Here is a 24,223-nt window from a genome sequence, read left to right on the forward strand (position 1 = left end):
ACAATTGGGGTGCAGTTCATCTTCCTCGTTGTTCTATTATTAATCACTACCACTAATTAAAATGTCTTCCTGAATATAAGCTAACACCATACCTGGAATGACTTTATCCCCTGCCTCTACTTCTAAAGACTGTACTTCTCCACTACATCCCATTTTGATTACTTCCAGTTTACCATCCATACTTTTAATAGCAAATAGTGGCTCCCATTCATAAATTCGAGAGTCCTTATTAATAGATACTTTTTCAACCGTTCCATAGCATGGGCTTGTAACAATCTCATAATACAACATGCATCATTCCTTTCTTTTTTTCTATTAATATTGTTCTGCTAACATTTGTGACTGAAGGATCATATGAAAAAAGCTCTGAAAGTCCTCTATATCCTCCACTTCAATCCCTAGCTTAGGTGCCCAATATTGTTCCTCTGCGATATCTTCTTGACTTAATAGAATCATTCTTCCATTTTGAATAGAGGTAACCATTGCTTTTCCAAAAAACTGCTGTGAATACGTAACTGCTATATCATATCGATGCTGATTCGATACAATACAGTAATAACCAATGGATTGTTTTTCAACTTGTTCTAGCAAAATATCCAGTTTCATATATTCCCTCCCTCTATACTAAAAATGCAACCAACCTCGAAGACGAGATGCTTCTACAATCTTACGAACTCCCGCTATATATGCAGCAATTTTCATATTTACCCCAAAACGTTTAGAAGTGTTGAATACATCAAAAAAACTAGCTGTAATTTTCTCTTTTAAACATTGGTCTACATATTCTTCTGTCCAATAATATCCTTGGTTATTTTGGCACCATTCAAAATAAGAAACAATAACGCCTCCAGAATTCGCTAAAATATCCGGGACGACTAAAATGTCTTCCTCTTCTAACATTGCTATCGCTTCTTTTGTTGTCGGACCATTCGCGGCTTCAATGACAATCTTACATCCAAGCTTTTTCGCATTATGTTTCGTAATCACCCCTCCAATTGCCGCTGGAATGAGGACATCACATTCCTTTTCTAACAACTCTTGGTTCGAGATTGTTTTACTAAAGAGGTTCGATACGACACCAAAAGAATCCCGATTTTCTAATAAATAAGGAACATCTAGGCCGTCTGGATTATAAATACCACCTAATGCATCAGATACACCTACTACTTTGACACCAATATCATATAAATATTTTGCTAAATAGCTCCCGACGTTTCCGAATCCTTGAATAATCACTCGCATATTTTGAAGCGGAATATCTTTTAATTCACTGACTAATTGAAGCGTGTAAAATACGCCTTTAGACGTAGCTGTTTCCCTACCTTGTGATCCCCCTAGCATTAATGGCTTGCCAGTAATAAAACCTGGAGAATCAAATTCTCTAATATGATCATATTCATCTAGCATCCAAGCCATAATTTGCGCATTTGTATACATATCAGGCGCCGGAATATCTTTCGTAGGTCCAACAATTTGACTTACTGCTCTTACATAACCACGGCTAAGTAACTCTAGTTCTCTGAAACTCATCTCCTGCGGATTACAAATAATCCCGCCCTTCGCACCTCCATACGGAAGTCCAGTTACGCCACATTTCAAACTCATCCAACCGGCAAGCGCCTTTACCTCCTCTGCTGTAACATCTGGATGAAAGCGAATACCACCTTTTGTTGGCCCTGCTGCATCATTATGCTGGGCACGATACCCTTGAAATATCTTTGTTCTTCCATCATCCATTCGAACAGGAATGCTTACTTCTAAAAAACGCATCGGACTTTTAAGAAAATCAAATACTTCCTCTGGATAACGCAATGCTTGGAGTGCCTCTTTTAATATCGCTTGAAATTCCTCTAAAGGATTTTCTACCTCAATTTTTTCTTGAGTAGATTGTATTACCTCTTCTTTTTCTGATCGAATTGCCACGATAACACCTCATTTATTTATTTTTACTAGTAATTAGAAAGCAATAATCGTGCCAAATGATAAAGTGAAACTTTAATCAGTTGAAGTTTTCTTCATCCCCAACAAATCGAGCTTTTACGGACAGTTACTCTCCCACCTAACTTCTTTATTTTTGGAGCCTTACTGTCCGAAAATAGCGGGATAAAAGAATGCTGATTGTATCGTTTCAGCCTACTCACTTATACTTTTCCTTTCCTTCCTTATGAATAGTTGAATGATGTATGCAAACTTGCATGACTTTTCAATCCCCAAAATAACAAAAACACCGGATACATTCCGATGTTTTTGTTATTTTATACTTCCTGCACTTCTTCAAAATGCATTTGAGGAGGAGCGGAACGAAACATGTTCGTAATATACAGAAGATAGCCGATTCCAATAGCAGCCCAGCTAAGTCCAAGAATAAGTGAATGAATATTGAGGTTAAACCAAAGTACAGCTACAGTACCTGCTCCTAAAGTAGGCATAACTAAAAAATTTAAAAAGTCTTTTACTGTTTTATATCGTTTTTTCTTAATCACATAGTAAGAAATGACTGATAAATTAACAAATGTAAACGCAATAAGCGCTCCAAAGTTAATAAGAGATGCTGCTGTTTCTAAATCCATGAACATAGCTGAGAGTGCAATAATTCCGACAAAGATAATGTTATACACTGGAGTTCGCAAGCGAGGATGAACGTATCCAAAAATTTTCTTCGGGATTACATTATCTCGCCCCATTACGTACAATAATCGCGATACACTTGTATGAGAAGCTAAACCAGACGCTATTGTTCCCATCAAGGTTCCTACTAAGAAGAAACTTTGAAATAATTTCCCGCCAACATATAGCGCAATTTCTGGCGCCGCTGATTCTGTGTCTTTAAATACAGCTGCATCAGGGAAAAAGGATTGTGTAAAATACGTCGTAACGATAAATAAAATACCGCCAATTAGAGCGGTAAGAAAAATCGCCCGAGGAATCGTCTTCTTTGCGTTTGGTGTTTCTTCTGCAAATGTCGTTACTGCATCAAAACCTAAAAATGAAAAACAAAGAATTGTCGCTCCTGCAACTAACGGTGATATTTGTATATCTGATTGAAAAAACGGCTGAATGGAAAAGACTTCTCCTGTTCCTTCCCCTGCTAATAAGCCTTTTATAACGAGAAAAACGAACACAATCATTACGATCACTTGAAATGTTACTAAGAACGTGTTGAAATTGGCAGTAACATTTACACTAATGATATTAATAAGTGTAATGAATAGAATAAAGCCAACAACCCATACCCAATCTGGAACACTTGGAAAAAGTGCTGACATATAAATTCTCGTTAATAGTGCGTTAACCATCGGTAAAAACAAATAATCCAACAACGCTGACCATCCGACAAGAAACCCAAGCCTTTTACTAATTGTTTTTTGTGTATACGTATAAGCAGATCCCGCAGTAGGAAAAACCTTTACCATTTTGCCGTAGCTTGCAGCTGTAAACAACATCCCTACTAATGCAATCAGATAAGCCGCTGGAACATGCCCGTCCGTTTTTTCAGAAACAATTCCAAATGTATCAAATCCCACCATCGGTGTCATATAGCCGACACCTAGCATAACAATTGACCAGAGTCCTAATGAACGTTTTAAACCAACTACTTTTTCCACCTATCATTCCTCCTGCTTTCTCTATCTAATTTCCATGTAAAGATTGGTAACTAAACAGAAAACGCTTTCAGTGAACTGTAAACATCCTGCCACGCATAATGAAATCCCCTCCTTTTTTTAAATATTCATGCAATTTTTGAGCCAAAATTTCTAAATACAAAAAACTCATTGTGAAAAAAGAATGTCTAGGTGGAATAACTCGCTCATTATCTTCGTTTTTCTATTCATTTCGACATAAGTTATTCAATCTCTCATAACCCTAGTAACACTTTAATTAGCCAAAAACAAAAAACGTATCACGAAATAATAACATTATGTAAACTATATATAACAAAAAAACTGTCTTTCCATGAAAGACAGCTTTTTCAAAACTATTTATTAAAAATCAAATACGAAATCATCATCTGATAATTTTTCAACATTTGTTGCTTTTACATACCCGTTTCCTTTTACAGAGAAGAAATCATGGTTTTTCGTATCTGTACGTAAACCATTTAATACAATTGGGTTAATTTCTTCTTCTTCAAAGCGTGGCTCTAACCCTAAGTTCATAAGCCCTTTGTTCGCATTGTAACGAACGAAGCGGTTTACTTCTTCTACAAGACCGATGGATGTATAAATTTCGTCTGTATATGCCATTTCAATTTCATACAGTTCCATTAGTAGTTCTTGTGTTTCTTTTTGCACTTCTTGTTGCTCTTCAGCAGAAAGTTCTGCAAAAATTTGTTGTGCTAAAATGCCGACGAATACGCCGTGAATGCTTTCGTCGCGAATTATTAAGTTAATAATTTCACCACTTGCAGTTAACTTTCCTTGTCCCGCTAAGTAAAGTGGATAGAAGAACCCACTATAGAACAAGTAACTTTCTAAGAATACACTAGCTACCATAGCCATGTATAATTCTTTTTTCGTTACTTGTGGCTTTAATAAACGACGATAGTAACCTGTAATAATCCCTGCTTTTTTCTCAAGTAATGGATGGTTATCTACCCAGTCAAAGATCTCATCAATTTCTTCTTCTGTTGCGAGTGTCGTGAAGATATGACTGTAACTCTTCGCGTGTACTTCTTCCATAGCACCCATGAAAGCTAATACACTTTTCGCTTGTAAATTCTCAAGATGAACAAGTACAAGTGGCATCCCTTCGCCGCCTTGTTTTGTATCTAGAAGCGTTAATCCTCCTAGTACTCGCTTATAAGCAATTTGTTCTTCTTTTGATAATTGCGCCCAAGTATTTTTGTCAGAAGATACTGCGATTTCCTCTTCTGTCCAAAATTGAGCGATGTTTTGCTTCCAAAACATTAAACTAAAATCGTCTTCTTTTTTATTCCAGTTTACAGCGCGCATTGAATCGCCCCTTTTATAACATTGATTGTTCAATTGAACGGTTAAACTTCCATATATGAATGAAAACCTAACCGTTCAATTGAACGGGAATTGTATAACTAAGTATGAGCAGGGTTATTTTAACCCTGCTCATACCGTTGTACTTTTATTCTAGAAGTGGGGTTTTCAATTTGTATAGCAATACATCATCAAACCGTACAAGCTACACACTCTTCCACGCTTAACTTACGCGTTCTTGTATAATACAGACTCTTAAGTCCTTTTTTATGCGCGTAAATGTAATAGCGTGCTAATTCACGAGTAGAAATGTCGCTATTTACATACAGAATTGTACTAATCCCTTGGTCAATATGCTCTTGAATTTCTGCAATTAAATCAATTAATTTAAACTGATTCATGTCGTAAGAAGATTTATAATACCAGAACGTATCTTTTGATAAATACGGCATTGGATAATATGTTGTCGCATTCGCATACGTTCTTGATTCGATTTGACTTACGATTGGCATTACGCTTGAAGTTGCATTTTGAACGTAACTAATGGATTGTGTTGGCGCGATAGCTAAACGATATGAGTTATATAAACCGTTCTTCTGCACTTCTTCTTTTAGACTCGTCCAATCTTCTTTTGTTGGAATATAAATTCCTTCAAATAACTGCTGTACTTTCTCTGTTACAGGACTGTAATCTGTTGTCTCATACTTTTCAAAGTATGTGCCGTTTGCATAATCCGACTTATCGAAGTCTTTAAATGTCTCGCCCTTTTCTTTCGCAATACCCATACTCTTTTCAATCGAGTAATAGTTTAACATCATAAAGAATGTACGAACAAATTCTTTCGCTTCTGCACTTTCATAAGCGATTTTATTTTTCGATAAGTATCCGTGTAAGTTCATTGCACCCAAGCCAACTGAATGAAGCTCGTCATTTGCTTTTTTCACAGTTGGTGCGTTTGGAATAACAGTCATATCAGACACAGCTGTTAAAGCTTCCATTCCTGCATGAACCGCTTCTCGAATTTCTTTATTTTCCATAACGTTTACAATGTTTAATGACCCTAAGTTACAGTTAATATCACGACGGATAATGTCATCTGTACCGTAATCATTGATTTCAGATGTTTCTTGTAACTGGAAGATTTCGGTCTCTAATGTTCAACTGAGGTCGCTACTCTCAGCCCGTTGCTCAAGCAACTGCTGTATGTCACCATACAGGACAGACTATATCATCACCTACAGCATAACCTGATTAGGTGCTCCGCTTTTCGAACGCCAATTGCTTGCGCCCTACTCCCATCTGGGATAGTCGTTAGGCTTTTACTTATCTTATTCTTTCAGAAAGTCTCTTATTATTTTATGTTGTTCCGTAATCTATGCACTATACAAAATAATAAGATACCTTCTGAATCGTATACGATTCATTCTAAGATAAGATTTAGCACGGTAGGTTACCTCTTAATCGAGGCTTTCCCCGTTTAACGGAGTTTTCGACTAGCATTTCTACTAGAAGGTGCTACATAGTTAACACAAGTTCGACATCTTCACAGTTCCAATACCCTTTAATGGATGTTGCTTGTTTGCATTTGATTTAAACATTAAGTATGGATAACCAGACTCAAGCTGAATCATTGCAATTTTAATAAGCATATCACGTGCACTAATATCAAGTGGCTTCTTCTTCACCTTTGGATTGCTCATTAGTTCATCGTACATTTCATCGATATCTATATCATCTAAATGTTTTCCATACTCTTTATATACTGTATATGGTGCGAAAACATGGAATGGTTCGTTTTTCTCTGCAAGCTCAAAGAACTTAGTTGGAACGATGATACCGATTGATAGAGACTGAATACGGCTCTTCTCGTCGGCATTTATTTTCTTTGTATCAAGGAACTCAATAATATCCCAATGGAAAATATTTAAATATACTGCACCGGCACCTTTTCGTTGTCCTAGCTGATTCGCATACGAAAACGAATCTTCAAGCAATTTCATAACTGGTACAACACCACTTGCTGCGTTATCAATACCTTTAATTTGCTCACCACGTGCGCGTAATTTACTCAAGTTGAGCGCCACGCCTCCACCAATTTTTGATAACTGCATCGCTGTATTAATATTAAATCCAATCGAATTTAAACTATCATCCATCTCTAACAAGAAACAAGACACCATTTCTCCTCTTCTGCTTCTTCCCGCATTTAAAAAGGTTGGTGTCGCTGGTTGGTAATTTTGTTTTACGATCATGCTTGCAAATTGTTTTGCTTTGTTAACATCACCGCGTCCTAAGTATAATGACACAATTGATACACGATCTTCATAGCTTTCTAAGTATTGTTTTTGATCATTTGTTTTTAACGCATAATCTTTATAAAACTTAGATGCTGCCATATAAGATTGGAACTCAAAGTTTTCACCGTATGCAACGTTGTATACTTCTTCTACTTCCTCCAACTTATACTCGTCCAGAACGTTGTAATAGTAATCCTGTTCATTCATATACTCAATTCGCTCTGCCACGCTATCAAAATGAACGGTATTCGCTCTCGCTTCTTCCATAAAGACTTCTAATGCTTCTTTATCTTTATGAAGCTGATAGAAACCGTCTTGCATTTGCGTGATTTCATTATTCAGTTCAATGTGTCGCAATCTCCCGCACCCTTTCCTTAAAATATTCTACATCTTTATTTGTTCCAGATAACTCGAATTTTGATACAATAGGTACTTCGTATCTGGTTGAGATTTTATCTGCACTTGCTCCGAACATATCTCCCCAGTTGCGATTGCCACTTGCAGATACGCCTTTTAAATTTGCATTATTGCGCTCTAAAAATTCTAAAACACGTTCCGGCACATTTCCAAAACCTGTTGTATACGTAATAAGAACAAAATCTTCGTCTACTACTAGATCCTCATTAATTTGAACGGCCGGCATATTTAATTTGTGGATGAAACGCTTCACGTTTCCTGTCATAGAATCATATGCAACTAACATTTCCGACCCTCCCTTTCTTTCTTTCATACCTAGATGTCGTTTCATGATTTCTCTATATATTGTATTACGTTTCGAAATAAGACACAAGATATATGTATAAATTCTTTCTTTTTTTAACTTTTACTTTTCGACATGACAAGTCGTTTTTTTTCAATACAAAGACTATGAAACAACATTCTAAAACTCATGTCAATAAAGTGCTTTTCAAAAAAGTTGTCAACGAATTTAACCATTTTCCCAAAAATGTTTCCTATATTTTTTGTAAAAAAACGATAAATGCTGGAGAAACTTATTTCTCCAGCATTACGCAAAAAAGAACAGACTTAAAGTTGTAATCTGTTCGAAACCGGTTACACATTATTTACATTACACAAGTAAGGAGTTCCCACTTACTTATGAATGAAACTTATATGACTCAAAATACATATACTTTTCTGTTTGTTACATAATAAAAAAGATCCTTATATTGAAAAGAACAATGATTATGGTACACCAATCTATTCATTAGTGTGCTGAGAATAAAAAAACGTAAACAAAGCATTATTCATTCACAATGTTCAATACGCAAAATATCTTTTATAAATAAATGATGCAAATTCCCCTCTTTATCTTGCATTGTAAATACTGGTGCTTCTTCATCAAAATATACAACTGTTCCCTCTACAAATTGATTCATATGCTGAAATTTCACAGTTGCTCGAATTTGGGTTTCTTGCTCATATGCTACTTTTAACTTTTCAATTACTTCTTTCGTACGTTTCCGTTTCTCAGGAAACATAACCATTCCTACAAGTCGATTTCCTGCACCATCTTTCCACATATAGTCCCAATGCGGTAAAATACCTTGTTTAAATTCTCCCATAATTCTCCTCTCCTTTTCCTTCTATCTACTAAGAACGTGGTGTCTCTGTATATGTATAAATAATTTTTCCGCCGCGCTGTGCATTTCCACTGAAATGTTTAAAATCTTCTCGACTTACTACAACCTCACGAAACGTATAAAATACATCCTTAGTTACAAGATACTCTTCTATCTCTCCATTTTTCAGTTGATCTAAAATTGTATTTGCGAATTGTTTATCCATGTATTTCACCTCTCTGCAATATTCTATCCTATCTTCCACAAGTCGACAATGTTTAATTTCTTACATGTACATCCTATATTATATACTGACATAGCGGTTCACCCTTACTAATTCCATTCAATGTTTGAGCTAACCTTATACACTGTAAGGAATTGATGACTCACTGGTTGAAATTTCATTTTATGTTACAATAAGAATGACAACTAGGAGGGATAATATGATTCGGAAAGCAAAAAAGACAGATGCGAAGGCAATAGCTCCTCTATTGTATAATGCTCTGCACGAAATTGCTGAAAAGATCACAGGCGCAAAGACGAAAGTAGACGTATTGACAGGGCTAGAAACTTGGTTTTCAAAAAAAGAAAATCGACTAAGTTATGAGAACTGTTTCGTTGAAGAACAAGATGGACAAGCAGTTGGAATCATCGTAGCCTATCATGGCAGTCATGCAAAACAACTGGATACCCCAATTGTAAAACACTTACGAAGACTCCATCAAGATTCATCTATTACACTCGAAAAAGAAGCTGAACTCGATGAATATTATATTGATACATTATCCGTTTCAAGCACATATAGCGGACGAGGAATCGGCTCAAAATTGATTCAAGCAGCAGAAAATGATGCCTATGAAAAAGGCTATGAAAAAATTGCATTACTTGTAAACTTAGAAAATAAACGAGCTTTCTCTTTATATAAAAAGCTTGGTTATCAAGAGGATAAAACGGTTATGCTTGTTGGAGAGCCATATGCTCATTTAGTGAAGCCACTCTATAAAAAAGCATTCGTTTCTTAAGAAAAAGCACACGATTCTTCATTATAATCGTGTGCTTTTATGTTAAATTCGTATTCAATATATTTCCATTCATTGCTTCATGAAATGTATATTCTGTACAACTCCATGGCTTTCTATGAAATATAGGGGGACCGGACCATCCTCTAGCACGTAGTTCAGCCCCAATCATCATATTAAAATAACTATGCCCAACGAGAGCAATATGCCCATGTACTAACGCATATCCGACTAACGTATCAGTTGCTTGCTTTGCTCTTCCCTGTGCTTCACGATACGACTCAACACCTTTAGAATATCCAATCATCCATAAAGTACGCCCAATAAGCGTCCATACTTCCGGTTTGCATTTCACCCATTCAGGAACGAAAAATTTAGACGGGATTTCTGCCTCTCTAAAAAGAGAATTTTGTATAAAAGAAAGAGAATTCATTAATTCTGCGGCTGACTGTACTGCACGTTTTTGATCACTTGATACAATAAGCTTTGCCGATTCAATTGCTTCAATTGTCTCAATTGGTATATCCTTACTTTTTTCGATACCTTCTAAATCGTATCGCTCCATCCATTTGTGAAATGATGAAGCTGTCATTAATTCTGTAACAGTATGTAAGCGACCGTGACGAATAAAAGAAATTCGCATCTTCTCCACTCTCCATTCACCGCTTATCTCCTATATTATTATGCACTTTTTTCTTATCATCATCATACCACTGAGAAAGGCATACACTCTTACATATCTGTCCCACTCTCATGAGTAGCGGTAGCATGTACACCGTCTAATCCATCAAAGTATGTCCCAGTTTCATGACTACGAATTATTTTTAAATGCTTATATGAAAATAAGAATAAAAGAATCATTATAGAACTTCCAACAATTTTAAATACCACTTTTACCGCCCCCAGTTTATTATACCCCCATATAGTGATATAAGCACTTCTTTATCCATTCCCTCTCTCCTACAAAAAATACTGTTGCTCGTAAAAACCTAATCATGAGGGACAAGAGGCCCCCCACTGATTCAAGTTTCACTTTATGCATATCTTACGAAAAATGACTATTTTTCGAATTTTTCTCATGGAAACATTTACAAATTGGGGAATATAGTTCAAAATAAAGGGAAATAAAAAAGAACGCACTTGTTCTTTTTTGGCAAAACTGTAACAAGGAGAGTTGTTTATGAAAATCGCAGAAACTGGAGATATTATCGAATTTAAAGGTGGCATGCAAGGCCGTGTTCAAAAAGTAAATAAAAACTCCGTTATTGTCGATATAACAATCATGGAGAATTTTAGAGAACTAGATATGGAGCCTCTTACAGTTGTAAATCATAAAAACTATACAGTTATTAATCAACATGCATAATATAATAGAAAAAAAGGATCCGTATGATAAATACATACAGATCCTTTTTTCATTAACGATTATCGATTGTTTCAGGGTATAAATCGTGGTTCATCATACGATATTCTGCCATTTGTTCGTACTTTGTACCAGGGCGACCATAGTTACAATATGGATCAATTGAGATGCCGCCACGTGGTGTAAATTTCCCCCACACTTCAATATAACGTGGGTCCATTAATTTAATTAAATCGTTCATAATTACATTCATGCAATCTTCATGGAAGTCTCCATGATTACGGAAACTAAATAAATATAATTTTAATGATTTACTCTCCACCATTTTTTGCTCTGGAATATAGCTAATATAAATCGTTGCAAAATCTGGTTGTCCTGTTTTTGGACATAGGCTTGTAAATTCAGGACAGTTGAATTTTACAAAATAATCACGGTTTGGATGGTTATTATCAAATGTCTCTAAAATTTCTGGGCTATATTCAAATAAATATTTTGTATTTTGATTTCCAAGTAACGTTACATCTTTTAAATCTTCGTCTAATCTTCCTGTCATTCTTTATACGTCCCTTCAATTCAATTCGTAAGAGTTTCCCTATACGCCTCGCTTATTTCCCCATACTAACGCATGGAGCTGCGGTAATACTTTTGCATCGTTCATCTCTTTGCACTGAACAGCTTTTTCGATGAGCCATTCATATTTTTGCAACAAATTCCGAATCAGCATTGCATCATCTACTGTTTTTGTATCATCATTTCCAACTTGTAGGAAAAATGGTACATGTGGGTAACGCTCATGTACTTTTACCGCATATGCAAAGTCATGATCATCAAACACGACAACTTTCAAACTAAAATCTTTTCCTGTTAATCTTTCAATAACAGAATCTAACATACTAAAATCTGTTTTCATTTGTGAACTTGGCGGCTTCGGTGAGATCGTTATTTCATCAATATGAAGTAACCATTCTTGCCACTTACTTCCTTGTGTTTCAATGGCAGTGCGAATTTTCTTTTCTTGTAACAAAGACAGAAAACTCTCTAGATTTTTCAATAACACCGGGTTCCCACCTGAGATTGTTACATGCGAAAAATTTTTCCCACCAATTTCAACAAGTTCACTCCAAATTTCTTCTGGAGTCATTTGCCGAATTTGTTCTTTCGCCGATCCATCCCATGTAAAGGATGAATCACACCACGCGCAACTATAGTCACAACCTGCTGTACGAATGAACATCGTCTTTTGTCCAACAACCATTCCTTCACCTTGAATGGTCGGCCCGAAAATTTCCAAAACAGGAATTTTACTCACCGATCATCCACTCCCGTCTTACTTCCGCATAACTTGTTGGTGTTTCAAATAGACGTACAAATTCCACACGTGCTCCTTTATATTCATTCGCACGATTTTCTTTTTTGAGCGCTTCTTCCATCTTTTCATAAATCCAAACGACCATATTTTCAGCCGTTGTATTCATCGCTGGTAACGTCTCATTTAAATAGCGATGATCTAAATAAATTTCTATTTCATTTTTCCAAATTTCTTTTATATCTCCAAAGTCAATGGCAAGTCCAATCTCATTCACATATCCACTAATTCCAAAAACAACTTTGTATGTGTGACCATGTAAATTTTTACATTTTCCTTCATAACAGTGCAAATGATGCGCTGCATCAAATGTAAATTCCTTACTTACCATCACTCGTTTATTATGATATTTCAGTTGTTCACGCTGAATATCCTTGTCCATTTTTTGCAAATTTTCTACGATGCGAAATCCAAAAAAATTCTGTTCCATTATGCATTCGCTCCTTCGCGTTCTTGTAGATACGTATCTAAACCTGCTTTACGAAGTTTACAAGCTGGACATTCACCGCAACCATCACCGATTATTCCGTTATAACATGTTAATGTTTTCTCTCTAACAAAATCAAATGCATTAAGTTCATCTGATAACTTCCATGTTTCGGCTTTATCAATCCACATAAGTGGTGTATGAATAACAAATGGATAATCCATAGATAAATTTAAAGTAACGTTTAACGATTTCACAAATACATCACGGCAATCAGGATAACCGCTAAAATCTGTTTCACATACGCCTGTTACAATATGGCGCGCTCCAACTTGTTTTGCTAGCACAGCTGCAAACGATAAGAATAGTAAATTTCGCCCCTCTACAAATGTTGATGGCAATTCACCTTCTTCATGTGTAATCTCCATATCCGTTCTCGTTAACGCATTTGGAGCAAGTTGATTTAATAGGCTCATATCAAGTACTGTATGTTTAATTCCTAACTCTTTCGCAATATCGGCTGCACAATCAATTTCTAATTTATGACGTTGATTATAGTTAAACGTCACAGCTTCTACTTCTGCGAACTGCTGCATTGCCCAAAATAAACATGTTGTACTATCTTGCCCACCACTAAAAACAACAACTGCTTTTTCTTTTTTCATCTCACTCATTCTCCTTCTCTACTACGAATAAGAAGAAAGAACGTTCTTGAACTGTCACAATAAAAAAACAAAACAATACCTTAGGATATTGTTGTTTCCATAGTTTTTTATAGAGGGAGTTCACGAACCTCTCCCATGTTATACATGGAATTTCTTCTTTCATTGACAACACATATTGTAACATACTGTCTCTCTTCCGGGGAAACTTCTGATTTTTCTTTTTTTTAACGAAATTCAGATTCATTTTCTTGTATTTTAATAGTATGATTATATTTAAGCGAGATTATATACAAGAAAGGCGGGCATACCTCTGGCACATTTTGTTATTCATCTCTTTCTAAATATACTGTTTATCCTCGTTATGATGCTATTGTATCATCTGTTTTGGAATCAAAAAGGAAAACATTCGCCTAAATTAAATTCAACTATCTTTATATTACTTTGCAGTATTTCTGCAATTTTTTGTATCTCTTTTGCAGCACAAACAATCCACGGCTTTCAATTTGATATGCGCCATATCGTATTAATTATCAGTACTTTAACAGGAGGTCCTGTTGCCGGTGGAGCTATTTTAATTGTATTAAACGTATACCGGTTCTTCATAGGAGGTATCGGATTCTTCCCATCGGCTATTGGTTCTATTCTTTTATATGTGGTTTTAATTTTTACTTACAAACGATTCACTAAAGGCTCGAATCGTATAAAGCTTTTACTAACCATTTTATACAGTCTTACATATGGACTCGTTTGGGTCCCTTTATTCCTGATTAAAGTTCCTAGTACCATGTACCATCTTCCTCATATTATTGCTTATGAATTATGTGCAATGATTGGTACAATTCTTATTCTTTATCTATTAAACATACTCCAATTACAGGCTCGTTTACAGGAAGAACTTATTAACGCTGAGAAATTTCATCTTATTGGAGAAATGGCTGCTTCTATTTCTCATGAAATTCGTAACCCTCTAACTTCAACAAAAGGATTTTTACAACTATTACAGTCAGAGAACTGTTCTGAAGAAGAGCGGAAATTATATACGGACATTGCTATCAATAGCATTGAACAAGCGAATCGTGTACTGACAGATTATCTAACTTTTTCAAAACCAAGTATTGAAAAAGAACAAATACTACAAATAGAAGAAGAATTGTTACATGCTGTATCTCTTATAACTCCACTAGCAAACTTGACGAATGTCCAGATAAATTATACAAAACAAAGTAACAACTTTTACATTTCTGGAGAAAAACAAAAACTCAATCAATGTTTATTAAACATTTTAAAAAATTGTATCGAAGCTATGCCTGAGGGAGGAAACCTTATTCTCACATTAATACCAAACCATAAACATATACAATTATCTATAAAAGATACTGGTATTGGCATGGATTCAGAACAAATAAAACGTCTAGGTGCCCCTTTCTATTCAACAAAAGAGAAAGGAACAGGGCTTGGAATGATGGTCGTATTCAGCATCATCAAAGCAATGGATGGAAAAATTAATATTACAAGTGAAAGGGATATTGGTACAACCTTCTTACTAACCTTTCCACTCATTCAAAAAACGTGATGAAGATTTCATCACGTTTTTTCTGTTTCATCAACAAGTTCCGCAAAAGTCTTTACTTTCCCATGCGGTTTTTGATTTTCTTTTCGCGCCTTCCAACTACGCTCTTGCTCTTTTTTCTTGTGTGACATGCTTTCAACTCCTTCCCTGTTGTCTTTCTGTATTATTCCAAAATAAGAGATAAAAATGTACTTCAATCCATTAACTTCTTTCCTTTGTTAAATTTCGAGGTAGAAATTTTACTGCCCACAAATAGCGGGGTAAAGTGAAACTTTAATCAGTGGGGGCTTCATCCCCCACTGNNAATCGGGCTTTTACGGGCAGTTGACCCCCAAAAGCGAAAGCGGCTAGAGCTGGACATTGCTTTCGCTGAATCTTCAAGTGGAGGTCTTACTGCCCACAAATAGCGAGGTAAACTAAAACGAAGCGAGATATTTCCTCCCTCGCTTCGTTTTAGTTCTTCAATATACCTCCCATGTAACAGGAGTTTTTCTTTATCTTTGCAAAATCGCGTACTTCGCTTCTTTTAATTGTGTAAGATGACGCTGTTCATGTAAATCAAGGAATTGAAGCCATTGATATAAATTAAGTTCATGAAATATAGGATGTTTTAAAGAATTTTCAAATAATTCTTTTTCATCTATAATACTATGCAGCGTATGCAGTAACTCTGCCCGCGAATGTTCAAGCAAGTGAATTCCTTGCTGTTTTTTCATTAACGTTTCTGTTGGTTGCATTTGTTGAGGAGCTTCTCGTTTGTATGTTCGATCAAGGGTAAGTTGGAGATCTTTGAGTGGAACTACTTTTCTTTCTTTTTTCTGCAAGGCATACACAAGAGCTGATGTAACAGATTGTTCAACTAGGTGCAGATGATGCAAAATTTGAATGATACTCCATTTATCACGGCGCGGCTTTACATTCACTTCCGTATCATTTAACATCTCAATTTCTGATAATAATGTATTTCTTGTAGATTGTAACGATTGCAGCAAAGTTTCCAAACTAACATTCATATTAGATTGAAGCATAATTTTCCCCCCTCTTTTTTGGTAAAAAGAGGCGCTTCTAGTTTAGAAACACCCCTTTAAAAATCTGAATTTTCTTATATTATCTCATTATTTTATACATGTGTCGATTACAAAATACGCAAAAACTAAGAATCATTTTTACAATTTTGTGTCATCCACTGCATGTAACCACGCTTGAATCTCATTGATTACCCCTTGCACGCACCCATTAGCAAATGGAGATGTTAAATTTGCTACCTCCACTAAATCTAGGAAAGACTTACTTCCTCCTTGCTGACAAAGATTCACGTAATCTTCCCACGCTTCCTGTCTATTATCTCTTGCTCGCTTCCAAAATTGCAGTGCACAAATTTGCGCCAATGTATAATCAATATAATAGAAAGGAGAACTATAAATATGGCCTTGACGTTGCCAGAAACCACCACGTTCTAAATAGTCATTATCTTCATAATCTCGGTGCGGTAGGTACTTTCTTTCAATGTTACGCCATGCTGTTTTACGTTCCTCTGGAGATGCTTCTGGATTTTCATATACATAATGTTGATATTCATCAACAGATACACCGTATGGTAAAAATAGAAGTGCTGAACTTAAATGAGAGAAATAATATTTATCCGCATCTTCCTCAAAGAATAGTTTCATCCATGGCCATGTGAAAAATTCCATACTCATAGAATGAATTTCACACGCTTCATACGTTGGCCAATTATACTCTGGAATTTCAAACTTACGGCTTTCATACACTTGAAATGCATGACCTGCTTCGTGCGTTAACACATCAATATCTCCTGATGTTCCATTAAAGTTGGAGAAGATAAATGGGGCCTTATAATTTTCAATGTATGTACAATAACCGCCGCCAGCTTTTCCTTTTTTCGCAACTAGATCTAATAATTCATTATCTAGCATAAAGTTAAAGAACTCATCTGTTTCTGTTGATAATTCTTTATACATCGTCTTTCCATGATTAATAATCCACTCTGCATCTCCTTTTGGAGTAGGATTCCCTGTTGCATATTCAAAACCCTCATCATAGTAAGCTAACTTTTCTACACCGATGCGAGCCTTTTGTCTATCTCGTAATTCTGTTGCAACTGGAACAATGTAATCTAATACTTGCTTACGATAATTTGCCACCATTTCCGCATTATAATCTGTGCGGTACATTCTTGCATAACCTAGTTCAACAAAGTTTTTAAAACCAAGTGTTGTAGCAATTTTCGTCCTTACTTTTACAAGGTCATCATAAATACGGTCTAACTCTTCTTCATGCCCTGTTAAGAAACCATAATATGCTTCACTTGCTCTTTTACGCATATCTCTATCCTTGTGTTGCATAAAAGGTCCAAGCTGTGATAATGTTCTTTCTTCACCTTCAAAGTCAATTTTTGCAGCCGCTAAAAGTTGTGTATATTGTGAAGATAATTTATTTTCCAACTGTAAATCTTTCACAATTTCATCTGAATACGTTTTTAAATCACATTCTGCTAAAGCGAATAACTGTTTCCCATAATAAGCCTCTAGCTCCTCACGAAATGGAGAATTCATCAATGCTTTATAATATTTCGTTGTATAGCCTTGTACAATTGGAGAATATTCATCAAAGAAGTCTTGTTCTTCCTTATAAAATACATCTGTTGTATCAACAGAATGGCGAATGTAACAAATATTTCCCATCGTGCCAAAATCATTGCGAATTTCATTAATTTCACCAATGACTTGCTTTTGCTCGTCTACTGTCTTTGCATTCTCAAATCGTTCTAAAGCTGCAGTAAATTTCCCTTGTAACTCTTCTGTATTTGGGCGTTTATATTCATAGTTCTGAAACGACATGAATATGCCTCCTCTCGATTATATGTACCACTACTATAATTCCATTTCCCGTTCTGAATCTCCTTTTATTCTTCAACAAAAACCGGCACAAACTGTAACACGCCTTCTATACTTCTTGCAAAACAGTCAATGAACTCTATTACTATTTATTATAGAATAAAAAATAGACAAAAAAGCTTTTGATTATTTTACATCGAAAGCTTTTTACACATGTTATATACATTTTGATTTTTTAACATATAATACCCTGCTGTGTATAACAATAAATCACATGCACTCATCTTCTCCTTTTATCTTCACTTATCACAGGATCTGACCGCTTCTATGTATGGACGGACGCTCTCTTCCATCAAAAAAAGAATGGTTTTCTATCGTTTTTTCAATTTGTACTTACACATATCACTTTTCATATTTTCCAACTTTTTTAAGCAAAAATAATAACTCATCCTTCTCCTCTTTTGTTAACATTTCAAAGGAATCATGTATAACTTTTTCATGATTTGGAAAAATAGAAGCGATAAAGGCCTCTCCTTCCGCTGTTAACTGTGCATATATAACACGACGATCATTTGGGCATGGAATTCGTTTCACAAGCCCCTTTTTTTCTAACTTATCAACAACATACGTAATGCTTCCACTTGCAATTAAAATACGCTCTCCAATTTGTTGAAGCGGTTGACCACCTTTATGGTATAGCAATTCTAAAACAGCAAACTCAGTTGGATTTAATCCATTACTTTGTATTGACTTATTTGTCGTATTCATAACAGCACGGTGCACACGTGACAGTGCAATAAACACTTTTAAAGATTGAGAAATATCTTCTCGTTCATCATTTAATTTCATACAATTTCAACCCTTCACCTAAATTCACAAGCATTCTAGGCAATCTACTAAATAAAAAGTTTATTCATAAAGCAAATCCCTATCAATCGCCCCTTTTGTCTCCGAGTGATTGCTCAATCACTTATCAGTTTCACTCATTCCTTCTACTAAAAATATACGAACCATCACATATTAAATAAAAGCATGACAATTTTAACACAGTTTATATATAATGATACTAAAAAAGAAGGAGTAACAACTTTGAACAGGAATTTACGCAGCATCGCTTTATATATATTGCTTGTTATATTACCAACGCTAGGAATCGGTGTGACTTTCTATTCTTATCATACATACCAGATGCAAAAGGAAAACAAACTAGCTGCTCATACTGTTTTATTTTTATATAGAGACTACTTAGATCATCATATTGGTGAGGCAATTTCTGCATTAGAGATGCTTGCTATGGTCGTAAATACAGAAACAGAAAATACAAAAGGAATTCAGCAAATATTACAGGATACCGATGAAAAAGACGGGCATTTTTCTGGACTATATTATACAGATAAGCAAGGCATAATCACCGTAGCATCACAAGGCTTGACAAAGCCAATTCCTGTCGCAGATCGAGACTATATAATAGAAGCCTTTAAATCTAAAAAAACAACTGTATCATCTGTCATTACAGATCGTGTTCTTGGGCACCAAGCTATTATGATTGCAACCCCCATTTTTACAAAACAGAAACAAAATTCCGGCTTATTATTGGCCAGTTTACGTTTTGATTACATATCTTCTGCTTTAAATGCTATTAAACCTCAATATCATTTTGAAGTAACTGATCAACATGGTGTAACCTTTTTAACAGATGATAATAACGAACCGATTGGACAACATACTAACATGATTTCCACTCCGCTACAAAAGTTAAACTGGCAAGTTTCCGTTTCTCCATTACCTATTCATAAGACAACTTTATACCAAATGGTTGTGGTAGAATGTCTCGTTACTTTATTTTTAATGACGATTTTATTTCTACTCATTCAATATATTTTGCTGAAACGACAAACAAAATTAGAGAGACAACAAAATGAAATGCAAAAAATTGAATTAGTTGGTACTTTTGCAGCTAGTACCGCTCATGAAATCCGGAATCCACTTACCGGAATTAAAGGCCTTGTAACACTTTTAAAAGAAAAACATACACAAGAACAAGACCAATTCTATTTCTCTGTTATTGAACAAGAAATAGAACGTATTAATGAAATTGTTAGCGAATTTCTTATTCTTGGCAAACCAACAGCGATTAGTGAAAAAAGGTATGATGTAAGAGATATTATTCAAGAGGTAGCATTAATTATTCAATCGGAAGCACATTTATATAACATTATATTCACCTTGCAGTTACCAGACCACCCTGTTCATATACGTTGTTCAAAAGATCATATGAAACAAGTGATTTTAAATATTACAAAAAACGCAATTGAAGCTATGTCGTCTGGTGATATGTTAACAATTCAAGTTACCAGTAACAACGAATACGCACAATTACACATTGTTGACACAGGAAAAGGTATCCCAAAGCATATTCAAAAACACCTCTTTCATCCGTTCTTTACCAACAAAGATACCGGAACAGGTCTTGGCCTTGTCATATGCAAACGAATTATAGAAATGTACGATGGACAAATTGTGATTGATAGCAAAGAAAATCAAGGAACCACTGTCCATATAAAACTTCCATTAGATCTCACATAATTATCCTTCTCCTAGGAGGATAATTATGTTTATTTCATAAAAGCAGTCACAAACATTTTCCAAAAAGCACTTGATTTCCCCTCATATTCTATTTGAAAGAAAGGTCTCTTCACAAATGCTAACCATCTTGGTGTTTGTTGTTCTTTATAGCGTTGGTACTGTAAAATAAGCTTGTCCAACTCTTGACTCACTTGAATTGTTTCCCTACTATTTAATCCATTTGTTAAACCTAAATGAATCATCTCTTCACGTTTCATATGAATATCACGCGAAAGCTTTTCCATTGTGTACCTTCGTTTTGCTGTAAACATCCATATCCCCCTCATTATTCTTCCATACTCTCGACTTCATTTTCATGCCAGGCATTCATAGCTACAACGTATATACTGCATTCAAATTAGACTACCCAGAATTTTAAACATTTTCTCCCTGTAATTTACAAATCTTTATCCTCACTTTGAGAATTATTACAAATTATTCTATCTTTGTAAATACATTCGCAATAATAGACATTTTTTTTATGTTATTTTTTGTAAACGACATATAAACTCCGCTTTTTCCATTTTTAATTTACGTTACTTCGACATTTTTCCCGTTTAATTTATGTCAAAAATGTAAATTATAATTATAGATTTGCATCTCAAGATTCAGGGAGAAACGAGGAAGATCAGTAGGAAACCAACTATCCGTAAAAGCTCGTTTGGTGAACGCTCATAATCAGTGGGGATGAAGAAAAAACCACTATTATAGCGCATCATTTACAGTAAATTATTCAATTAGAAAGGAATTTCTTATATGCAGAAACATATCATTATTTTTTTCATTGCATTATTTATTGGCCTTTTCCCTCTTCAAACATATGCACATACAAATAAGGTTGCCATCGTAATCGATGATTTCGGAAATAACATGAAGGGAACAGAAAGGATGCTTTCCCTCCCAATTCCACTTACTGTAGCCGTTATGCCCTTTCTCCCCTCCACAAAACAAGATGCAGTAGCTGCTCATCAAAAAGGACATGAAGTCATTCTTCATATGCCAATGGAACCTATTAAAGGGAAGAAAGAATGGCTTGGCCCTAAAGCGATTACAACCGATTTAAATGATCAGGAAATTGAAAAGCGGATTGAACAAGCGATTCAAGACGTACCGCATGCCATTGGAATGAATAATCATATGGGCTCGAAAGTGACAGCTGATGAAAGAATTATGCGAATCATACTATCCGTATGTAAAAAGCACAACCTCTTTTATTTAGATAGTAAAACAAATCCTAATAGTGTAGTACCGAAAATTGGAAAAGAATTAGGCGTTCCTATTGTAGAAAACCAATTATTCTTTGACGATGTTTATACATCATCACATATGACAAAACAAGCACAGGTACTCTTACAAAGAATTCAAGAAAAACCTGTCGTAGTTGCAATCGGTCATGTTGGTCCTCCTGGAGAAATTACATCTCAGGTTATTCAATCTAGTATCCCGAAAGTTCGTGAACATGCTGACTTTATTTTCTTATCCGATCTCGCCCTCTCACCACCACCTGTTTCCAAATAAAAATAGAGAACAGCTATATGCTGTTCTCTATTTTTCATATCACGCTTACACCAATGCTATTTGACAAACATTCGTATAAGAATCTCATATATGATCTACATGACTAACACGAAACCCTTTTTTCTCTATTTTTGCAATCAATGTTTCTAATTCTTTTTCACTTAAATCATCCGTAATGTTCACAATAACACGCCTCATATATTGATCACCGTTATCCAATGTAAATAATCCACCAATATGATAAGATTTAAGAAGCGTTCCTAGCTCCTTCATTGTCCCCTTACAATCTTGTGTCGCGATTGTTATTATATAACCACCTGTTTTCATCCCAAATGAATCTTCAATGACATCAAATATATTCGAATGTGTTAAAATGCCAGCAAACTCATGATACTCATTCAACACAGCTAAAAAGGGAAGACGTCTAATTACATAAAAAGCTCGAAAAAAGGAATCCGTTTCAAAGATAAATGCAGATTTATCTTCCATAATATCTGCCACACCTATATCCTCTAAACCTTCATTACATTTATTTTCTAAAATATCTACCTTATAAATAATCCCTTTAAATTCCTTCTCATCTTCTGCAAGAACAGGAATCGCTCTATACCCATTTTCATTCATCAATTGTAACGCCTGTTCCCCCAAATCATTATCCTTACAAAATATCACCTGTTGTTTCGGCAGAAAATGATATTTAACTCGCAAAATACGTTCCTCCTCACATGACGACATGTAATCTATATATAATAAGGAGACCCATATTTTATGAGTGAAATCTTTTTAAAACGCTTTCATTTATTGGTTTGCGCGTAATGCATGATTTTTATTATATAACTGAAGAACTCTTAGTCCCTTTAATCATCAATAATTTCACATGATAATTCATTAAATACTCTAATCCTTCTAACCATTTTTTCGTCTCTTCTGGCGTCTTTCCCCATACGAGCATGCCATAATTATGAACAAGTACAGCTCCTCCATCTTCTATAAAATTAGGAACATGATTCTCTAATAGATCAGCGAACTTCTTTTCATTTTCTACAATCGGAATTGTAATCTCTGTGATACCTTCTTTTCCAAAAACACGTTCTACAGTCCGCTTTTCAAATGTGACTTCTCCTTCTTTTCCATATAGCTCTGCCATTAAATGACTATCTACAGTTTGAACTTGTAAAATACAATCTGCGTTGCCTTTTTTATAAATGTCAGCATGCATAAAGGACTCACTTGCAGGTTTTTCATCATTTTCAAATACAGGCTCACACATACTATTTACTACAATAAAATCCTCTTCTGCATACAAGCCTTTGTCTCTTCCTTCAATATTAATTAAAAACGTTAATGGCTCTTGTGATGTCCGCATAGATAGACTAATTTTTGTACCATAAAACCAATCACGAAGAGCTAATTCCATCTTTATATCCCTCAACTCTTGCCATTTCTTTAAAAAAAATAACATTTCGTCACCCCCATGAGAATCTCACTATAATGATTTCACTATTTTTATGTACAAGAAGTATTTTTTGATTATTCTAAAAATTTAATTGAATTATCACATGAGAATCTCTTTTTGTCAATATGATTTCTGCATCCACTTGAAAATTAGGCACATGTTACATAACAAAAAAAAGACTCTTTTACAGAGCCTTTTTATTCATTGTTTGTAGCATTTCATCCTTTTCTTGTTCACTAATAATCCCGAGCTTTTGTAATATATTCGCATATAATATAAGTTTATTATACAAACGTTCCGACACCTCTCTCCCTTCTTTCCTCCAGTCAACTTTTTTTCTATTGGTAAATTATATGAAGGAAATTGAAAAATGTGTCCATTTTTTGCACTGATGCAAAACTTTTTAAATCCTCTCGCATCACCATATACATCCATTTTGATTATTCAACATATCAGTCGCTGCTATGAAGAAGAAAAAGTGACCTTTACTTGTTTTCTCTCTTTGTTTTCACCTGGCCGAGGATAAAAAAAGATCTGACCGGTTCTAT

Annotated in this window: 27 protein-coding genes, 1 pseudogene and 1 riboswitch; of the genes and pseudogenes, 5 read left to right on the forward strand and 23 right to left on the reverse strand. The window is 35.1% G+C overall.

Annotated features, from left to right (window positions below; translation table 11 throughout):
- Positions 1–39 precede the first annotated feature (39 nt).
- From CN373_RS17345 to CN373_RS17395, 10 genes and pseudogenes are all read right to left on the reverse strand, one after another.
- Positions 40–288: a hypothetical protein gene (locus CN373_RS17345; RefSeq protein WP_033664649.1), complete on the reverse strand. Its 249-nt coding sequence runs from the start codon at positions 286–288 to the stop codon at positions 40–42.
- Positions 289–315: 27 nt separating this feature from the next.
- Positions 316–606, reverse strand: a complete 291-nt coding sequence (locus tag CN373_RS17350) for an SAV0927 family protein (protein WP_000762560.1) — start codon at positions 604–606, stop codon at positions 316–318.
- Between the two features lie 18 nt (positions 607–624).
- Positions 625–1,923 (reverse strand): Glu/Leu/Phe/Val family dehydrogenase, encoded by a 1,299-nt coding sequence (locus tag CN373_RS17355; protein WP_098359792.1) that lies wholly within the window; start codon positions 1,921–1,923, stop codon positions 625–627.
- A gap of 332 nt (positions 1,924–2,255) precedes the next feature.
- The gene (locus tag CN373_RS17360; RefSeq protein WP_098359793.1) at positions 2,256–3,605 is read right to left on the reverse strand and encodes an APC family permease; all 1,350 of its coding nucleotides are present in this window, start codon (positions 3,603–3,605) and stop codon (positions 2,256–2,258) included.
- Positions 3,606–3,983: 378 nt separating this feature from the next.
- Complete coding sequence (nrdF, locus tag CN373_RS17365; protein ID WP_098359794.1) at positions 3,984–4,952, reverse strand: class 1b ribonucleoside-diphosphate reductase subunit beta; 969 nt, start codon at positions 4,950–4,952, stop codon at positions 3,984–3,986.
- 188 nt (positions 4,953–5,140) lie between these two features.
- The gene (locus CN373_RS17370; RefSeq protein WP_425290449.1) at positions 5,141–6,091 is read right to left on the reverse strand and encodes a ribonucleotide reductase; all 951 of its coding nucleotides are present in this window, start codon (positions 6,089–6,091) and stop codon (positions 5,141–5,143) included.
- Positions 6,092–6,478: 387 nt separating this feature from the next.
- A pseudogene (locus CN373_RS17375) lies at positions 6,479–7,603 on the reverse strand (ribonucleotide reductase N-terminal alpha domain-containing protein); the annotation flags it as partial.
- Positions 7,590–7,949 (reverse strand): class Ib ribonucleoside-diphosphate reductase assembly flavoprotein NrdI, encoded by a 360-nt coding sequence (gene nrdI / locus CN373_RS17380; protein WP_000959451.1) that lies wholly within the window; start codon positions 7,947–7,949, stop codon positions 7,590–7,592. The gene nrdI and the pseudogene CN373_RS17375, both read right to left, overlap by 14 nt.
- 544 nt (positions 7,950–8,493) lie before the next feature.
- Complete coding sequence (locus CN373_RS17390; RefSeq protein ID WP_000503605.1) at positions 8,494–8,811, reverse strand: hypothetical protein; 318 nt, start codon at positions 8,809–8,811, stop codon at positions 8,494–8,496.
- Positions 8,812–8,839: 28 nt separating this feature from the next.
- Positions 8,840–9,034 (reverse strand): hypothetical protein, encoded by a 195-nt coding sequence (locus CN373_RS17395; RefSeq protein ID WP_000360685.1) that lies wholly within the window; start codon positions 9,032–9,034, stop codon positions 8,840–8,842.
- 217 nt (positions 9,035–9,251) lie between these two features.
- On the opposite strand from CN373_RS17395, the gene CN373_RS17400 reads away from it, so the two are divergent.
- Complete coding sequence (locus CN373_RS17400; protein WP_000619521.1) at positions 9,252–9,830, forward strand: GNAT family N-acetyltransferase; 579 nt, start codon at positions 9,252–9,254, stop codon at positions 9,828–9,830.
- A gap of 37 nt (positions 9,831–9,867) precedes the next feature.
- Here the strand turns inward: CN373_RS17400 and CN373_RS17405 are convergent, their stop codons facing one another.
- The gene (locus CN373_RS17405; protein WP_098359795.1) at positions 9,868–10,470 is read right to left on the reverse strand and encodes a histidine phosphatase family protein; all 603 of its coding nucleotides are present in this window, start codon (positions 10,468–10,470) and stop codon (positions 9,868–9,870) included.
- Between the two features lie 89 nt (positions 10,471–10,559).
- A complete protein-coding gene (locus tag CN373_RS25615; RefSeq protein WP_000231404.1) occupies positions 10,560–10,718 on the reverse strand; it encodes a hypothetical protein in 159 nt (52 codons plus the stop codon).
- A 289-nt stretch (positions 10,719–11,007) separates the two neighbouring features.
- Between CN373_RS25615 and CN373_RS17415 the strand changes: the two genes are divergently transcribed.
- On the forward strand, positions 11,008–11,193 hold the full coding sequence (locus tag CN373_RS17415; protein WP_000683952.1) for a YkvS family protein: 186 nt from the start codon (positions 11,008–11,010) through the stop codon (positions 11,191–11,193).
- Positions 11,194–11,245: 52 nt separating this feature from the next.
- Here the strand turns inward: CN373_RS17415 and queF are convergent, their stop codons facing one another.
- The 4 genes from queF to queC are packed head-to-tail and all read right to left on the reverse strand — an operon-like array spanning position 11,246 to position 13,648.
- Positions 11,246–11,743 carry a preQ(1) synthase gene (gene queF / locus CN373_RS17420; RefSeq protein WP_000147751.1) on the reverse strand — a complete coding sequence of 166 codons (498 nt, stop codon included), beginning with the start codon at positions 11,741–11,743 and terminating at the stop codon, positions 11,246–11,248.
- A gap of 39 nt (positions 11,744–11,782) precedes the next feature.
- The gene (gene queE, locus CN373_RS17425) at positions 11,783–12,499 is read right to left on the reverse strand and encodes a 7-carboxy-7-deazaguanine synthase QueE (protein ID WP_098359796.1); all 717 of its coding nucleotides are present in this window, start codon (positions 12,497–12,499) and stop codon (positions 11,783–11,785) included.
- The gene (queD, locus tag CN373_RS17430; RefSeq protein ID WP_098359797.1) at positions 12,492–12,986 is read right to left on the reverse strand and encodes a 6-carboxytetrahydropterin synthase QueD; all 495 of its coding nucleotides are present in this window, start codon (positions 12,984–12,986) and stop codon (positions 12,492–12,494) included. Before queD ends, queE begins: the two co-directional genes overlap by 8 nt.
- Positions 12,986–13,648 (reverse strand): 7-cyano-7-deazaguanine synthase QueC, encoded by a 663-nt coding sequence (gene queC / locus CN373_RS17435; RefSeq protein ID WP_098359798.1) that lies wholly within the window; start codon positions 13,646–13,648, stop codon positions 12,986–12,988. Before queC ends, queD begins: the two co-directional genes overlap by 1 nt.
- Before the next feature lie 93 nt (positions 13,649–13,741).
- Positions 13,742–13,785, reverse strand: a riboswitch (PreQ1 riboswitch).
- A 227-nt stretch (positions 13,786–14,012) separates the two neighbouring features.
- Here queC and CN373_RS17440 point away from each other — a divergent pair.
- A complete protein-coding gene (locus CN373_RS17440) occupies positions 14,013–15,221 on the forward strand; it encodes a sensor histidine kinase (protein WP_098359816.1) in 1,209 nt (402 codons plus the stop codon).
- Positions 15,222–15,232: 11 nt separating this feature from the next.
- Here the strand turns inward: CN373_RS17440 and CN373_RS25880 are convergent, their stop codons facing one another.
- The 4 genes from CN373_RS25880 to CN373_RS17460 form a co-directional block, all read right to left on the reverse strand.
- Positions 15,233–15,349, reverse strand: coding sequence for a DUF6254 family protein (locus CN373_RS25880; protein WP_000018497.1), 117 nt, complete (start codon positions 15,347–15,349; stop codon positions 15,233–15,235).
- 363 nt (positions 15,350–15,712) lie between these two features.
- A complete protein-coding gene (locus tag CN373_RS17450; protein ID WP_098359799.1) occupies positions 15,713–16,246 on the reverse strand; it encodes a DinB family protein in 534 nt (177 codons plus the stop codon).
- Between the two features lie 138 nt (positions 16,247–16,384).
- Complete coding sequence (locus CN373_RS17455; protein ID WP_098359800.1) at positions 16,385–18,079, reverse strand: M3 family oligoendopeptidase; 1,695 nt, start codon at positions 18,077–18,079, stop codon at positions 16,385–16,387.
- A gap of 399 nt (positions 18,080–18,478) precedes the next feature.
- Positions 18,479–18,925: a MarR family winged helix-turn-helix transcriptional regulator gene (locus tag CN373_RS17460; protein ID WP_000772796.1), complete on the reverse strand. Its 447-nt coding sequence runs from the start codon at positions 18,923–18,925 to the stop codon at positions 18,479–18,481.
- A gap of 183 nt (positions 18,926–19,108) precedes the next feature.
- On the opposite strand from CN373_RS17460, the gene CN373_RS17465 reads away from it, so the two are divergent.
- Positions 19,109–20,662, forward strand: coding sequence for a DUF3149 domain-containing protein (locus CN373_RS17465; protein WP_430794192.1), 1,554 nt, complete (start codon positions 19,109–19,111; stop codon positions 20,660–20,662).
- Positions 20,663–20,691: 29 nt separating this feature from the next.
- On the opposite strand, the gene CN373_RS17470 is transcribed toward CN373_RS17465, so the two are convergent.
- Entirely contained in the window at positions 20,692–20,973 is a 282-nt protein-coding gene (locus CN373_RS17470; protein ID WP_098359802.1) for an aspartyl-phosphate phosphatase Spo0E family protein, read from the reverse strand.
- 484 nt (positions 20,974–21,457) lie between these two features.
- Between CN373_RS17470 and CN373_RS17475 the strand changes: the two genes are divergently transcribed.
- Complete coding sequence (locus tag CN373_RS17475) at positions 21,458–22,219, forward strand: divergent polysaccharide deacetylase family protein (protein ID WP_098359803.1); 762 nt, start codon at positions 21,458–21,460, stop codon at positions 22,217–22,219.
- A gap of 84 nt (positions 22,220–22,303) precedes the next feature.
- Here CN373_RS17475 and cbpA read toward each other — a convergent pair whose 3' ends face one another.
- Both cbpA and CN373_RS17485 read right to left on the reverse strand, forming a co-directional pair.
- A complete protein-coding gene (cbpA, locus tag CN373_RS17480; RefSeq protein WP_001264201.1) occupies positions 22,304–22,927 on the reverse strand; it encodes a cyclic di-AMP binding protein CbpA in 624 nt (207 codons plus the stop codon).
- Between the two features lie 121 nt (positions 22,928–23,048).
- Positions 23,049–23,681 carry a class II aldolase/adducin family protein gene (locus CN373_RS17485; protein ID WP_098359804.1) on the reverse strand — a complete coding sequence of 211 codons (633 nt, stop codon included), beginning with the start codon at positions 23,679–23,681 and terminating at the stop codon, positions 23,049–23,051.
- Positions 23,682–24,223 lie beyond the last annotated feature (542 nt).

It is taken from the genome of Bacillus cereus (assembly GCF_002561295.1).
In the GTDB taxonomy this organism is placed as follows: domain Bacteria; phylum Bacillota; class Bacilli; order Bacillales; family Bacillaceae_G; genus Bacillus_A; species Bacillus_A cereus_S.

Coding starts and splice junctions, on each gene's coding strand:
- CN373_RS17465 (WP_430794192.1), top strand. CDS start 19,109: ATGACAATTTTAACACAGTTTATATATAATGATACTAAAAAAGAAGGA.
- CN373_RS17460 (WP_000772796.1), bottom strand. CDS start 18,925: ATGAAATTAAATGATGAACGAGAAGATATTTCTCAATCTTTAAAAGTG.
- CN373_RS17350 (WP_000762560.1), bottom strand. CDS start 606: ATGAAACTGGATATTTTGCTAGAACAAGTTGAAAAACAATCCATTGGT.
- queF (WP_000147751.1), bottom strand. CDS start 11,743: ATGACAGGAAGATTAGACGAAGATTTAAAAGATGTAACGTTACTTGGA.
- nrdI (WP_000959451.1), bottom strand. CDS start 7,949: ATGTTAGTTGCATATGATTCTATGACAGGAAACGTGAAGCGTTTCATC.
- CN373_RS17440 (WP_098359816.1), top strand. CDS start 14,013: ATGCTATTGTATCATCTGTTTTGGAATCAAAAAGGAAAACATTCGCCT.
- CN373_RS17395 (WP_000360685.1), bottom strand. CDS start 9,034: ATGGATAAACAATTCGCAAATACAATTTTAGATCAACTGAAAAATGGA.
- CN373_RS17485 (WP_098359804.1), bottom strand. CDS start 23,681: ATGTTATTTTTTTTAAAGAAATGGCAAGAGTTGAGGGATATAAAGATG.
- CN373_RS17415 (WP_000683952.1), top strand. CDS start 11,008: ATGAAAATCGCAGAAACTGGAGATATTATCGAATTTAAAGGTGGCATG.
- CN373_RS17470 (WP_098359802.1), bottom strand. CDS start 20,973: ATGTTTACAGCAAAACGAAGGTACACAATGGAAAAGCTTTCGCGTGAT.
- CN373_RS17450 (WP_098359799.1), bottom strand. CDS start 16,246: ATGCTTCAATCTAATATGAATGTTAGTTTGGAAACTTTGCTGCAATCG.
- nrdF (WP_098359794.1), bottom strand. CDS start 4,952: ATGCGCGCTGTAAACTGGAATAAAAAAGAAGACGATTTTAGTTTAATG.
- CN373_RS17475 (WP_098359803.1), top strand. CDS start 21,458: ATGCAGAAACATATCATTATTTTTTTCATTGCATTATTTATTGGCCTT.
- CN373_RS17455 (WP_098359800.1), bottom strand. CDS start 18,079: ATGTCGTTTCAGAACTATGAATATAAACGCCCAAATACAGAAGAGTTA.
- CN373_RS17400 (WP_000619521.1), top strand. CDS start 9,252: ATGATTCGGAAAGCAAAAAAGACAGATGCGAAGGCAATAGCTCCTCTA.
- queD (WP_098359797.1), bottom strand. CDS start 12,986: ATGGAACAGAATTTTTTTGGATTTCGCATCGTAGAAAATTTGCAAAAA.
- queC (WP_098359798.1), bottom strand. CDS start 13,648: ATGAAAAAAGAAAAAGCAGTTGTTGTTTTTAGTGGTGGGCAAGATAGT.
- CN373_RS25880 (WP_000018497.1), bottom strand. CDS start 15,349: ATGTCACACAAGAAAAAAGAGCAAGAGCGTAGTTGGAAGGCGCGAAAA.
- CN373_RS17405 (WP_098359795.1), bottom strand. CDS start 10,470: ATGCGAATTTCTTTTATTCGTCACGGTCGCTTACATACTGTTACAGAA.
- CN373_RS17390 (WP_000503605.1), bottom strand. CDS start 8,811: ATGGGAGAATTTAAACAAGGTATTTTACCGCATTGGGACTATATGTGG.